Raw genomic sequence first — 12,862 nt, forward strand, 5'->3', positions numbered from 1 at the left:
GACGTGAACACCCTGATCTTCCGCACCGTCGCCCCGTTCCTCACCGCGCTGATGCTGCTTTTTTCCGTCTTTGTGCTGCTGCGCGGCCATAACGAGCCGGGCGGCGGCTTCATCGGCGGGCTGATCGCCGCCTCGGGACTGGCGATCTACGGCATTGCCCGCGGCGTCGCCGCCGTTCGCCGCGCCCTGTTCTTCCACCCGCTGTCGATTGCCGGCTGCGGCCTGCTGCTGTCGACCGCGGCCGGTCTTTTCTCCATCCTCTTCGGCGTTCCCTTCATGACCGGCCTCTGGATCTATCCGAACCTTCTCGGCCTCGAGGTGCCGCTGTCGAGCGTCATGCTCTTCGACGTCGGCGTCTATCTCGTCGTGCTCGGCGCCATTACCTCGATAGCGCTGGCATTGGAAGAAAAGGAGGTGGAGTGATGGAACCGCTTCTTGCGATCCTCGTCGGCCTGTTCTTTGCCGCCGCCATCTATCTGATGCTGTCGAGATTCTCGATCAGCATCATGCTCGGCATCGCCATCCTCGGCAATGCGGTCAACCTGCTGCTCTTTACATCAGGCCGGCTGACACGTGAGGTGCCGCCGATCATCCCGGCGGGCCTCGACGCCTTGCCCGCCGGCGCCGCCAACCCGCTGCCGCAGGCGCTCATCCTGACGGCGATCGTCATCTCTTTTTCCTTCTTCGCCTTCCTGCTGGTGCTGACCTACCGCGCCTATCAGGATCTCGGCACCGACGACACCAGCGAAATGCGCGCCGCCGAGCCCGACGACCGGCCGCTGCCGCCATTGGGGTATTGATGCGAATTTCGGTGCGGATGCTCACCCCCCTCTGCCCTGTCGGGCATCCCGGAGGCCACATCTGATGGCCGCTCCCACCGCTACCGTCGATCTCGCCGCCGCCCTGGTCACCGCCCCGGTCCCCATCGGTCATTGGCTCGCCATCCTGCCGGTCGCCCATTGCATCACGCTCGGCGCCGTGCTGCTGATGGTGCGCGTCTATCCCCGGCTGCAGGCCTGGCTGGCCATCTCGGGCCTTGCGGGCCTGGCGCTGATGGATGCGGCGCTGCTGGCCAAGGTCGCGGCCGAAGGGCCGCTGACCATGGTCATGGGGCGCTGGCTGCCGCCCTTCGGCATCGCCTTCACCGTCGATCTCTTCGGTGCGCTGATGGCCTTCGCCGCAGCCCTTGCGGGGCTCGCCGGCGGCATCTATGCGCTGGCCGATATCGGCGAAAGCGGCCGCCGATACGGTTTCTTCCCGCTGCTCATGCTGCTGATGGCCGGTGTCACCGGCGCCTTTCTCACCGGCGACGTCTTCAATCTCTATGTCTGGTTCGAGGTGCTGCTGATCTCGTCCTTCGGGCTGATCATCCTCGGCTCGGAGCGGCAGCAGATCGACGGCGCACTGAAATATGCGGTGCTCAATCTGATCGCCACGACCCTGTTCCTGGTCGGCGTCGGCATTCTCTATGCCGTCTTCGGCACGCTCAACATGGCCGATATCGCCGGGAAGGCGAGGGATATCAGCGGCACGGCGCCGCTGATATCGCTGGCAAGCCTCTTTCTGCTTGCCTTCGCCATGAAGGCGGCCGCCTTCCCGGTCAATTTCTGGCTGCCCGCCGCCTATCATACGCCGCGCATCACCATCTCGGCGCTGTTTGCTGGCCTGCTGACCAAGGTCGGCATCTACGCGCTGGTCCGGGTGATGGTCATGCTGCTGCCGGCCGAACGCGCCGAACTCAGCCTTGTGATCGCGCTCGCGGCCGCCGCGACCATTCTCGTCGGCGCGCTCGGCGCTCTGGCCGAAAACGACATCCGCAGGCTGTTCGGCCATGTCGTCATATCGGGCATCGGTAACATGCTTGCCGGCGTCGCGCTCGGCAATGCCGGCGGCATCGGCGGCGCGGTCTTCTACGCGCTTCATTCCATGGTGCTGATGACGGCACTTTATCTTGCCGCCGGCGAGATCGGCCGGCGCGGCGGCGGCTTTTGCCTGTCGGATCTCGGCGGGCTCTATCGGCAAAGCGGCGGCTTCACCGCGCTGTCGCTCGTGCTCTTCCTTGCCGCCTGTGGCCTTCCGCCCTTTTCCGGCTTCTGGCCGAAGGTCATGCTCGTCAAGGCCTCGCTCGATAGCGGTGCCTGGTGGCTGGCGGCGACAATCCTCGCCGGCGGTTTCCTGACGACCATCGCCTTCGGTCGCCTCTTCCTCCTTGCCTATTGGCGCCCCGCTCCGATGGCGCTCGCGTCGTCGAAACCCTCCTGGCGCACTGGCCTGCCGCTGGCCGCGCTGACCGTGCTCACGATCGGCTTCGGCATCCTGCCGGAACGGCTGCTGGCGCTGTCGCAAGCGGCCGCCGCCGGCCTTGCTGATCCCCAGGCCTATCTCCATTCGGTCTTTCCGCAAGGAGGTCAGCGGTGATCGCCTTCGTCTTCAACCTGCTGCTCGCCATCGCCTGGGTCACTGTTACCGGCAACGCTTCGCTGCATAATTTCGTCTTCGGCTTCCTGCTGGCGGCCCTGACGCTGGCCGTCATCCGCGAACCCTTCGGCGGCAGGGGGTATCTGCGTCGCACCCGCCTGGTGCTGTCGCTCATTGCCCTCTTCCTCAAGGAACTGTCGCTGTCGGCCTGGAAGGTCACGCTCACCGTTCTCTCGCCGGATATGAAACTGAAGCCAGGCATCTTCGCCTTTCCTCTGACGGTGACGAGCGATTTCGAAATTACCCTGCTTGCGAATCTCATCACGCTGACACCAGGCACGCTTTCCGTCGATGTCTCGACAGATCGCCGCACGCTCTATGTCCACGCGCTCGATTGCTCCGATCCGGAGGAGACAAGGCGCGGCATCGCCAGTGGTTTCGAACGCAAGATCATGGAGGCCTTCCGGTGATCACGCCTGCCGCCATCGTCGCCGTCGCATCCGCGGCCGCTCTCGTCATCCTCGGCCTGGCACTGCTTTTGACCGTCTGGCGCGTCGTTGCCGGCCCGACATTGCCGGATCGCATCCTCGCCCTCGACATGCTGACCGGCATCGCCATCGGCTTCATCGCCGTCATTGCGGTCAAAACAGGGTTTTCTCTCTATATCGATATCGCCATCTCGCTCGGCCTCGTCGGCTTCCTGGCGACCGTCGCCTTCGCCCGCTTCGTGCTGTCGCGCGGCAACATCAAAGCGCCGCCATCGGCGTCCGCAGCCAAGGGCGGCGCAAAGACGCGCCGGGCAGGGAGGAAGGGACGATGATGGCTTATCTCGTCGCAGCCGTCACCGCGCTGCTGCTGGTTGCCGGTGCGCTCTTCGCCCTTGCGGCGGCCATCGGCCTGGTGCGGCTGCCCGATCTCTACACGCGCATGCACTCGGCTTCGAAGGCCGGCACCGTCGGATCCGGCTTGCTGCTCTTTGCCGCCGGCCTCTATTCGCAGGACCCGGCGGTTATCGCCCGCGCCCTTGCCGGCTTCGTCTTCTTCCTGTTGACGGCGCCGGTTTCCGCCCATCTGCTGGCCAGGGCGGCCCATCGTTCGGGATACGATCTCGGCGCCGTCTCGGTATGCGATGATATGCGCGAACGCTGAGGGGTTGCTATTGCCATCTTAACCTGTTTTACGTCTGACTTATGCACAGGAAGCTGTGAGTAAAGCTTGGCCTAAAGTCCTATAATTCTTCGCCGGGCATTTTTTCTCAAGAAAAACGACAAATAATAATTGGCCTTTCGGCCAAACGATGGTATTTGAAAATGCAAGTAGAATTCTGATTGTGAATTACAATCGTACTGCTTCCAAGTCCCTCAGTTTTGATTTTTCAATGTCTAAACTGGGGCCATCGCCTGGAGCATGACGTAGTGGTTTTTGGTCAGGCAGTATAAGAACAGGTCTCGAACTTCGGAATCTAGGGGTGGATTTCACGTTTTTCGAAACAGAAGATTGCTTCCTGTGCTTTTGCTGTTCGCTTCTACGAGGCGGGTCTTTGGTGTGACAGTCAAAGATCGTTTGAGCATGCTAACAGGAGAAGAAATATGACGGATATGGCGACCGGCAATGGGCCGGAGCTGCTTGTGGAACTGACGGCCGACATCGTGGCGGCTTATGTCAGCAACCATGTTGTCCCGGTCAGCGACCTGGCGAATCTGATTTCCGACGTGCATTCGGCACTGAGCAACACGTCCGTACCGCAGCCCGCTGCGGCCGTTGTCGAAAAGCAGAAGCCTGCAGTCTCTGTCCGCAAGTCCGTACAGGACGAGCAGATTACGTGTTTGGAATGTGGCGGCAACTTCAAGTCCCTCAAGCGTCACCTGATGACGCATCACTCTCTCTCGCCGGAAGAATACCGCGAGAAGTGGGACCTGCCGACCGACTACCCGATGGTAGCGCCCGCCTATGCCGAAGCGCGTTCGCGCCTGGCAAAGGAAATGGGCCTGGGTCAGCGCCGCAAGCGCGGCCGCGGCTGAGCTTTTTCGAAAGCAATCAACGACAAAAGCCGGGTCTTGCGCCCGGCTTTTCTGTCTGCAACGCGACTGTGATTCCAAAAAACGCGAGCGGTTTTCGGGCGGCATTTTGTTCCGACTCATTAATTGAGAACCGGAATCAGACTTTAGTCCGGGGGAGGTCCGAAATCATCCTGATCCAAGCGACGAAAATAATCTTTCAGACTATTTTGCGCCGATCGGAAATGAAGCAGGTGAAGACGGGATATCACAGGGAGCCGCATCTTATGCTTCCGGGGTGAAGCGTAGAATGTATTCCTATACTATAAGAAAGTTTTAATATACTAAATCACGCGGCGCTGCCACGCGCGTTGGGGCCGAATCGAATCACGTTCAAGCCGCGGCGCGGACGTTCGCCTCTTCCCGGATTCTCCTCACCATCGAGCGCAGTCCGTTCGAGCGTTGCGACGACAGGTTCTCCACCAGTCCGATCTTCGAAAAGATTTCGAAGGCATCGAGCGCGGCGATCTCCGATGCCGGCTTGCCGGAATAGGTGGCAAGCACGATGGCGACGAGGCCGCGCACGATATGGGCGTCGGAATCGCCCTCGAAGCTCATGATCGGGTTGTCCGGATCGCCCGACGTGTGCGTCACCAGCCACACCTGGCTGGCGCAGCCCATCACCTTGTTCTCGGAGGTGCGCTTTTCCTCGGCCAGCTCGGGCAGCGCCTTGCCGAGTTCGATGACATAGCGGTAGCGGTCTTCCCAATCGTCCAGGAAGGCAAAGTCGTCGATGATCTGGTCGAGGGATGCCATGGAAAGCCTTTCACCATTGGCATGCCGGCAAAGCTGCACGGCAATTTTGCCTCCGGACATGCTCTAGTACTGCATATAGGTGAAAGACCGGAAGATTTGAACCGTTAAAGCGCGTCGCGGCCTCTCGTATTCGCCCGTGCTGCGGTTTTTTTTTGTTTGGGCATGTCGCGCAAGACCCCGCCGCATATTTATGCGTGACACGTTCTGAAAAGAAACGCCGTGAGGGATGGGCATCCTCACGGCGCAGCAAGATGCTGAATTAAACAGGGCAGGCACGTCAGGCATGGGGCATTTCCGCGTCATGCGGACCACCGATGCAAGCTTCGGCAATTCCGGCTGCGAGGCTGTTCTCTGTCCGGAATTGCATCAACAGAATGAAGAGGTCGAAATGCGCTGCGGGCGGACGCCCGCGCACTATCGTCAGCTCGCCGGTTTCGGCGTCGGCAGCGGGATCGCGCCGGTTACCACCGTCTCGGGTGCCGTCTCATCGTCGACCGGCGGACGGTAGGGCATCGGCTGGTTGAGTGCAGCCTTTGCCTCGCGCACCTTCTCCTGGACGGAAGGGGCGGCGAGGGAGGGCAGGTCGGGTGCTGCCCGCCTTGCCGTTTCGGCAAGCTTTGCAGTCGTCGCCGGCTCGTCGCTGAACTGGCTGTCGAGCAGTTCATAAGCGACGTGGGCGCCCTCGCGGGCCTGGTAGCCGAGCGCCGTCAGGGTCTCGGCGCCCTTGGCGCAGACCTCGGGTTTTTCCGAGCACATGCCGGTCAGATAGTCATAGGCGCCGCTCACCGCCGTAAAGGCGTCGGAAAGCTGCAATTGCGGGCCGCCGGCAAGCTTGTCGGAACCCTCCGTGCTGAAGACGGAAAGAAGCACGAGCACAAGGCCAAACCAGAAGGATCCTTTGATCAGAAACCACATTGTCGTTGCCCATCCTGTTTTCCCGTCCGGTTCTTTTCGCCGAATCAGGCCGGTTGTCCGGTGTGCTTTCACCCTATCGATAAGTTGCGAATGCCGCTTTTCGAAACTCGCGCGCATTTACGGCAAATTTAATTCAAATTTTAGCGAAGCGGATTTGAGCTGCATTTAAGTCGAATGCGAGCGATGGCCGTTAAGCATCAGGGCAGCACCTGCTTGCAATTGCAGGGCTTTTGGCCGCTCGCCTTGCCACAGGAGTTAACGTCGTGCTGAAATATGAAGGAAATCCGTTGCTTACCGGCTATTAACCACAAAAAGCAAAGGGGCACTCGGATGCTTCAAAACGGGAATTTCTGCGCTCTCTGGCTGTGAACAGCGCTTTTGCCTTATCCTTTCCTTAAGTCGCGGGGGCCTATTGTCCGGATCGACAAACAGCCTTTTTCGGGCGGGTATTGCGTGCAAGTATTGAGTGACATTGGCGGCTGGGTGACGGCGCTCGTAGACCGGGCGGCGACAAGCTGGCTCTCCCGGACGGGCGGCGGCGAAGCTGTGCGCCAGCGCGAGCTTGCGATTCTGCGCCGTCTGGTGCTGCTGTCCTCGGCCGCTCTCGTCGCCGCGCCTGTCGGACTTTCGGCCGTCACCAGCCCCGCCGTCGCCTTGCCGGCCGGTGTCGCCATGGTCTGCGCCGCCTTCCTCTTTTCCGCCGTCGGCAGCATTGCGCTTGCCCGCCAGGGCTCGTCGGCCGGCATCGCCACGCAGTCGGCCGAGGACTTCTTCCTTGCCGTCACGCCCGGCCTCGTCATGTTCCTCGATCCGCACGGCAGCGTTGCCACCATCGGCGGCCGCGACCGCCGCGATTTCCTCGCCTGGATGCGTGATCCCAAGGGCAGGGGCTTCCTGGAGCAGGTGCATGTCTCCGATCGCATCCTGTTCCTGCAGGCGCTCGATGGCCTGCGCCGCGGCGAGGATGCCGCAAGCGTCGATCTGCGTCTCGACCGGCCCTCGGTTTCGCGCGATCAGCGCCAGTTCGCCTATCTCAGAATGGATATGACCGCCCGGCGCGATGCCGATGGTGAGCTGGCCGCCGTCATCGCCCAGCTGCGCGACGTCTCCGTCGAGCAGCAGCTGCGGGCCGAGGCGCAGAGCCGCGCGGCCGACGCCGAATCGGCAAACGATGCCAAATCGCGGTTCCTCGCCGCCGTCAGCCATGAGCTGCGCACGCCGCTCAACGCCATTCTCGGTTTTTCCGACATTTTGATCGGTGAATATTTCGGCAAGTTCGAAAACGACCGCCAGCGGGAATATGTCGGCCTCATCAGAGAATCCGGCGCGCATCTGCTGTCCGTCGTCAACACCATGCTCGACATGAGCAAGATCGAAGCCGGCCGTTACGAGCTGATCCTCGAGGCCTTCGATATATCGGCCTCGGTCAGATCCTGCGAATCGATGCTGGCCTTGCAGGCCAAGAGCAAGGGCGTCACCCTGACGAGCCGGATCCAGCGCGGCCTCGGCGAGATCGTCGCCGACCAGCGCGCCATCCAGCAGATCCTCATCAATCTCGTCGGCAATGCCGTGAAGTTCACCGAGGCCGGCGGCGTTGTCTCCGTCGATGCGGCGGCGCGTGACGGCATCTTGAAGCTGACGGTCAGCGATACCGGCATCGGCATTGCCGCCGACAAGCTGGCGATGCTCGGCCAGCCCTTCGTCCAGATCCAGAACGATTACACCCGCCGCTTCGAAGGCACCGGCTTGGGCCTTTCGCTGGTCAAGGGGCTCGTGGCGCTCCATGGCGGAAATTTTGCTATCGCCAGCCAGCCGGGCGAGGGTACGATCATCACCATCGAGATCGCGGTGGACGGTTCGGGCGCCAGGCGGGCCGAAGATGCCGGCCATGGCGCGACCGTCGAGTTTCCGCCGCGGCTGAAGGACGCGGTCAAGTCAGGGGTAGAATTGGAAGAGGGGCTTTTCGATGGCCGCGCGCAAGCGAAAATCGCCTAGGGGAAAAAACCGACGGCAGCAGCCGGGCCTTGTCGTGTCAGGTGCAGCCGCTCTCGGCGGCCTCGGCCTGCAGGGCGCATCTGCGCTGGGCGGTCTCGGCCTGCAGGGCGCATCGGCGCTCGGCGGCGTCATCGGCCGCAATCCGTCCGTCGCCGGCGGCACGATCGCCTTCTTCGTCATCTTCTCCTTCGTCGCGGCCAATGCGCTCTGGTATCAGCCCGGCCTGCATCCGCATCCGATTTTCCGCACCCGCGATCCGCTGTCCCCAGCGGTGCTCGGCGCCCGCCGCCCGGCCGAAGAGCAGCAGGGCGACGTTACCACCTTCCGGATCGAACGGCCTGAGGATGCCGCGACCACCACCAGCGCGACGCCGGCGCCGGCCGCACCGGCTCAGCAGCCGAGCGAGCTGGTCATGGGGATCCAGCAGCAGCTGGTGCGCCGCGGCCTCTATAACGGTGTGCCTGACGGCATTATCGGCCCCCGCACCAGCGCCGCCATCCTGTTCTTCCAGGAGACCGTCGGCATGGCCCAGACCGGGGAAGCCACACCGGAAGTGCTGGCGGCGCTGAAAACCGACGCTGCCGGTCCCTCGACCGTGCCGGTGGAAAAGCCGCGTGAAGATGTGAACTCGAAGGCGGCGGCGGAAGACCCGGTGGCCGCCGCGATCCGCAGCGCCGAAAGGGCGGTCAAGACGGCGCCGCCAGCCGCAAAGCAGCTTCCTTCCAGCGAACTCACCACTGTGGACCTGGTGCTGAAGATCCAGAAGGGTCTGTCCAACATGGCCTACGCCAATGTCGGCGTCGACGGCGTTGCCGGCGAGCAGACCCGCGCCGCGATCCGCCACTTCCAGAAGCACTACAACCTGCCTGAAAACGGCGAGCCGAACGAGGCGGTGCTGAAGAAACTCAAGGAAATCGGCGCGATCTGAGACATATCGCGCAGCCCGAGCCTACAACCTAAGTCTAAGACGCTGGCGCCGTTTGCAACTTATTAACCATGTTGATCGAAGCTTTGCCGATTGAGGCGGGGGAACGTCGATCATGCATGCGTTCAAGGCAATAGACGATCTGGCCGGAGAACCGGCAGTCGAAGCGGAAGGCCCGGATCGCACCGCCTTGCGCCACATCCTGCAGCGCCTTGCCGAGGAGGCTTCGACGCTCGGCATCGATCTCGTCGACATAGCCGGCGCCATTCAGGACATGGCGGCGATGTCGGCCCGCCATGCCTCCGCCTTCGATCATGTCACCAGCACCGCGCTTTCGATTGCCGAAACCAACCGTTCGGTCGCCCTGTCGCTGCGCGAGACCGACCGCACCGCGGCCGAAGCGCGCCAGATGCTGAAGGAATCGGCCGACCGCCTGTCCGGCTCCGTCGCCGAGATCGGCCACATGGTTCAGTCCTCCAACGTCATCGGTGCCGAAATCGCCGGCTTTTCGAAGTCGCTGGCCAATGTCGACAAGATCGCCGACGAGATCAGCACCATTGCCCGCCAGACCAACCTCCTGGCGCTGAATGCCGCAATCGAGGCCGCGCGGGCCGGCGATGCGGGCAAGGGTTTTGCCGTCGTCGCCGCCGAGGTCCGGGCGCTTTCGCTGCAGACCTCGAAGGCGACCGGCTCGATCCAGGACACGCTGGACGAATTGCGGGTGAAGATCGACCGGCTGTCGGTGGTCGGCGGTGATGCGCGTGAGAGTGCCGCCGGTGTCCGCGACAAATCGGAGGCGATGCGCGGCGCCTTCGAAAGCATGGAACATGTCATCACCCGCATCCTGGACAGTTCGAGCGTCATGGCCAACACCACCGAGGCCGTCGACCAGCAATGCGCCGGTTTCGTCGAAAAGCTCAGCGAGATGTCGGGCGAGGTCGCCGGTTCGAATATCAGGCTGCAGCAGGCGGCAAAACGGGTCGACAGCGTCGTCGGTCTCTCCGAAACCCTGGTCCAGCTGACGGCGAGCGCCGGGGTGAAGACCGCCGACAGCCGCTGGATCGAGGAGGTGCAGTCGGTGGCGAGGCAGATATCGGGCGCATTCGAACGGGCCGTCGCCGAGGGCCAGATCGGCCTCGACGCCCTCTTCGACCGACGTTACCGTCCGATTCCGGGTACCGATCCGGCGCAGATGATGGCCGCCTTCACCGAGCTCACCGACCGCCTGTTGCCGCCGATCCAGGAGCCGGTCGTTGCCCTGGACGATCGCGTCGCCTTCTGCGCGGCAGTTGACGAAAACGGCTACCTGCCGACCCATAACCGGAAATTCTCGCAGCCGCAGCGGCCGGGCGACGCCGTCTGGAACACCGCCAATTGCCGCAATCGCCGCATCTTCGCCGATCGTGTCGGCCTTGCCGCCGGTCGCAGCACCGCGCCTTTCCTCGTTCAGACCTATCGGCGCGACATGGGCGGCGGCAATTTCGTAATGATGAAGGATATTTCCGCGCCGATCACCGTGAGGGGCCGCCATTGGGGCGGATTGCGGCTGGCGGTCAAGGTCTGACGCATCCGGCAATATCCGAGCGCGGATTGCCGATGCCGGCGCGCCGGTCTATACCGCGCCGATGAGATTACGCGCCGACATCTTCGTTTCCGCCCTGCTGCGCCGCGTCTTCGCCAGCGGCGATTTCGCAGCCGTCGAGAAGAAAGGGGCCGAGGAAGCGGGTGCGATCTTCATCCGCCAGCACTTCCGCGACGGCCTGGAAACGCTCTATGCACCGGCGCCGCAGACCGCCTTCGGCGAAGACGAGATTCGCGATCGCCTGTTCGAAATCCGACTTGCGCGCAGTGAGCCGGAAGCGGTGCGGGCGATGCTGGAGCGCGAACGGCGCTTCGACCCCGATCTGTGGATCGTCGAGCTGGAGGCGGAGGAACTGGGCGACGTGATCCCGCTCGCGCGGGATGGCTCAGCGTGACCGTCGTCCGAGCACGCGCATGTCGCGCTGCACCGGCGCCTGGCGGACGCGGTGGCTTTCCGTTTCCGCAAGCGTAGGCGTCGCGGCCGTGGGCTTGTAGGTGTAGCGGTCGGCGCGCCGCCAGGCCTCTACCCTCTCGTGGCATTCTTCCGGATCGAGCGCATCGAGCACCATCCAGGCGCGCGTGACATTGTGCTGCTGTTCGGCCAGGTGCGGATAGAACCGTTCCAGCACGAAGACGGCATCGAGAAAACCCATGCCGAGGCTCGTCAACGTCGTGGCGAGCTGCTGGCCCGATAGGTCGAGCATGATGCGTTCGGCAAGCCAGCGGCTGGCGGAAAGCGCATCGGCGAGCGCGGTTGCGAAATGGTTTGCCTCGCGCGAGCGGGCAAAGCGCACCAGCAGCGCCTCCTGAATGTCGGTCAGCGTGCGCAGGCCGAGCCGGTCTTCGTCCTTGCGGCCGAGATGGCCGGCAAGGTCGAGGATGCGCTCGCGCAACGCCTCTTCATTGGCGATGCGCTGTTCCGCCAGCGCTTCTGCCTCGTTGCCCTCCGTCGGGGCCGGTGACAGCGGGACGGCCTCCGATTCTGTGATCGGTACTGCGGGAGCCGCGGGTCGCGGCTGTGTCTGGCGCAACGCCACCAGCGCGTCGATGACCTTCGGCGACAGCGAGTCGCGGCTGACGATCGCCTTGACATGTGCTGCGCCCTGCATGCGCGCAATGGTGATCAGCGTGTCGTCGGCAATGGCCTTGGAGGCGGCGAGAAAGGGTGCGGCGATCTCGATCGGCTGATTGCCGATGAACAGCGCTACGGCTGCCGGCATGGTCGGGCATTGGGAAAGGGCGGCGACCGCCTGGCGCTTGGCCTCGTCGGAGGAGGCCTGGAACAGCGGTGTGAAAAGCTCGGCGAATTGGCGCAGTTCGGATCGCGTCGGATAAGACAGGCTCTCGAAACTGCTGACAGTCGCCATTAACACCACGTCCTTTTTCCTGACGGCCAACGGGCCCTCGAGGTCTCGAAACCGGTCACGCACATGCACACCCTGAAAACGCAGAACCAAGGGAAACCGTGGGCCGATAGTGCTGGCGGGGCGCCTGTCGGACCGCACGGATATGAACAAATCCTACACCGGTACGGTTAATGCATGCTGAAGATTTTATTAAAATGCCACAGAAATATACACGTATGGCGTGTTGCCCGATCGTTAGCCGACAACAAAAATCGCCTTGCTTTTTGACGGGCTGGTGCGGCGGTCCGCGACTCGCTGTTTCGACCGCCGCGACAGTTAGCCTGCTGTTGTCGTGGGGCGTGCAGCAGCTTTTGCGCGGCTCTCTTCATCGGCCCGCATTCGTGCAGGGAGCCGCAGGCGGCGTCTTCAGGCCCTCGCTGTTTATATGCCGTCGACCGCCGCAGCCATCGGAAGCCGCGATGTCGGGGTCGTCGGACAAGAAAGGGGAAAACACCAGCAAGGCCTGTTGCTCTGCGCTGCCGGTCGAACCTGGAAAGATCCGCGGCCGGCGAAGGCCGCAAAACGACCCTCCGATTGAGGGCGGATCGACGCCGATCGGGGCTGCGACGCAACGAATGTCGGCCTGCCGCATATTTGCAACAGTTGCAGCGCTGCCTGCCGGCGGGTCGCCGCTGCATTGTCAACTATATGAATTATCTCTAATTTTATCCTTTTGCGGGCGTCCGGACCCGCGCGCAGGCGGGATGAAACCAAATCGGCGCTTCGCGCGTTGAAGAAAGGTCACGGGAACTGTGTTTGGCAACCGTCGAATATTAGTAAACTGTTAACTGTCATGTGTCTCAATTCGG

Annotated in this window: 14 protein-coding genes; 11 read left to right on the plus strand and 3 right to left on the minus strand. The window is 62.8% G+C overall.

Translation table 11 applies throughout. The features are described from left to right. Positions 1–3: 3 nt before the first annotated feature. The 7 genes from A7X77_RS05350 to A7X77_RS05380 all read left to right on the plus strand — a co-directional run bounded on the left by A7X77_RS05350 (position 4) and on the right by A7X77_RS05380 (position 4,439). Entirely contained in the window at positions 4–423 is a 420-nt protein-coding gene (locus A7X77_RS05350; RefSeq protein WP_064681970.1) for a Na+/H+ antiporter subunit B, read from the plus strand. Continuing rightward, a complete protein-coding gene (locus tag A7X77_RS05355; RefSeq protein WP_064681971.1) occupies positions 423–800 on the plus strand; it encodes a Na+/H+ antiporter subunit C in 378 nt (125 codons plus the stop codon). The genes A7X77_RS05350 and A7X77_RS05355 overlap by 1 nt, the downstream gene beginning before the upstream one ends. Before the next feature lie 64 nt (positions 801–864). Further along, a complete protein-coding gene (locus A7X77_RS05360) occupies positions 865–2,418 on the plus strand; it encodes a Na+/H+ antiporter subunit D (RefSeq protein ID WP_064681972.1) in 1,554 nt (517 codons plus the stop codon). After that, the gene (locus A7X77_RS05365; protein ID WP_064681973.1) at positions 2,415–2,888 is read left to right on the plus strand and encodes a Na+/H+ antiporter subunit E; all 474 of its coding nucleotides are present in this window, start codon (positions 2,415–2,417) and stop codon (positions 2,886–2,888) included. The genes A7X77_RS05360 and A7X77_RS05365 overlap by 4 nt, the downstream gene beginning before the upstream one ends. Next, positions 2,885–3,238, plus strand: a complete 354-nt coding sequence (locus tag A7X77_RS05370; protein WP_064681974.1) for a cation:proton antiporter — start codon at positions 2,885–2,887, stop codon at positions 3,236–3,238. Before A7X77_RS05365 ends, A7X77_RS05370 begins: the two co-directional genes overlap by 4 nt. Continuing rightward, positions 3,235–3,567 carry a monovalent cation/H(+) antiporter subunit G gene (gene mnhG / locus A7X77_RS05375; RefSeq protein WP_064681975.1) on the plus strand — a complete coding sequence of 111 codons (333 nt, stop codon included), beginning with the start codon at positions 3,235–3,237 and terminating at the stop codon, positions 3,565–3,567. The genes A7X77_RS05370 and mnhG overlap by 4 nt, the downstream gene beginning before the upstream one ends. Before the next feature lie 440 nt (positions 3,568–4,007). Continuing rightward, a complete protein-coding gene (locus tag A7X77_RS05380) occupies positions 4,008–4,439 on the plus strand; it encodes a MucR family transcriptional regulator (RefSeq protein WP_010060045.1) in 432 nt (143 codons plus the stop codon). A 369-nt stretch (positions 4,440–4,808) separates the two neighbouring features. Here A7X77_RS05380 and A7X77_RS05385 read toward each other — a convergent pair whose 3' ends face one another. Beyond that, positions 4,809–5,231 carry a SufE family protein gene (locus A7X77_RS05385; protein WP_064682317.1) on the minus strand — a complete coding sequence of 141 codons (423 nt, stop codon included), beginning with the start codon at positions 5,229–5,231 and terminating at the stop codon, positions 4,809–4,811. Between the two features lie 420 nt (positions 5,232–5,651). Continuing rightward, positions 5,652–6,146, minus strand: a complete 495-nt coding sequence (locus A7X77_RS05390) for a DUF5330 domain-containing protein (protein ID WP_064681976.1) — start codon at positions 6,144–6,146, stop codon at positions 5,652–5,654. A 453-nt stretch (positions 6,147–6,599) separates the two neighbouring features. Here A7X77_RS05390 and A7X77_RS05395 point away from each other — a divergent pair, with 453 nt between their 5' ends. From A7X77_RS05395 to A7X77_RS05410, 4 genes are all read left to right on the plus strand, one after another. Further along, a complete protein-coding gene (locus A7X77_RS05395) occupies positions 6,600–8,141 on the plus strand; it encodes a sensor histidine kinase (protein WP_064681977.1) in 1,542 nt (513 codons plus the stop codon). Further along, positions 8,113–9,069, plus strand: a complete 957-nt coding sequence (locus A7X77_RS05400) for a peptidoglycan-binding domain-containing protein (protein WP_064681978.1) — start codon at positions 8,113–8,115, stop codon at positions 9,067–9,069. The genes A7X77_RS05395 and A7X77_RS05400 overlap by 29 nt, the downstream gene beginning before the upstream one ends. A gap of 112 nt (positions 9,070–9,181) precedes the next feature. Continuing rightward, complete coding sequence (locus tag A7X77_RS05405; RefSeq protein ID WP_064681979.1) at positions 9,182–10,630, plus strand: methyl-accepting chemotaxis protein; 1,449 nt, start codon at positions 9,182–9,184, stop codon at positions 10,628–10,630. A 61-nt stretch (positions 10,631–10,691) separates the two neighbouring features. Next, a complete protein-coding gene (locus A7X77_RS05410; protein ID WP_064681980.1) occupies positions 10,692–11,042 on the plus strand; it encodes a DUF1491 family protein in 351 nt (116 codons plus the stop codon). Here A7X77_RS05410 and A7X77_RS05415 read toward each other — a convergent pair. After that, positions 11,034–12,077 (minus strand): DUF2336 domain-containing protein, encoded by a 1,044-nt coding sequence (locus tag A7X77_RS05415; RefSeq protein ID WP_197486791.1) that lies wholly within the window; start codon positions 12,075–12,077, stop codon positions 11,034–11,036. The two genes, A7X77_RS05410 and A7X77_RS05415, sit on opposite strands and share 9 nt — an antisense overlap. Between the last annotated feature and the right edge of the window lie 785 nt (positions 12,078–12,862).

The organism is Rhizobium bangladeshense (assembly GCF_001662075.1).
Taxonomy (GTDB): Bacteria; Pseudomonadota; Alphaproteobacteria; order Rhizobiales; family Rhizobiaceae; genus Rhizobium; species Rhizobium bangladeshense_B.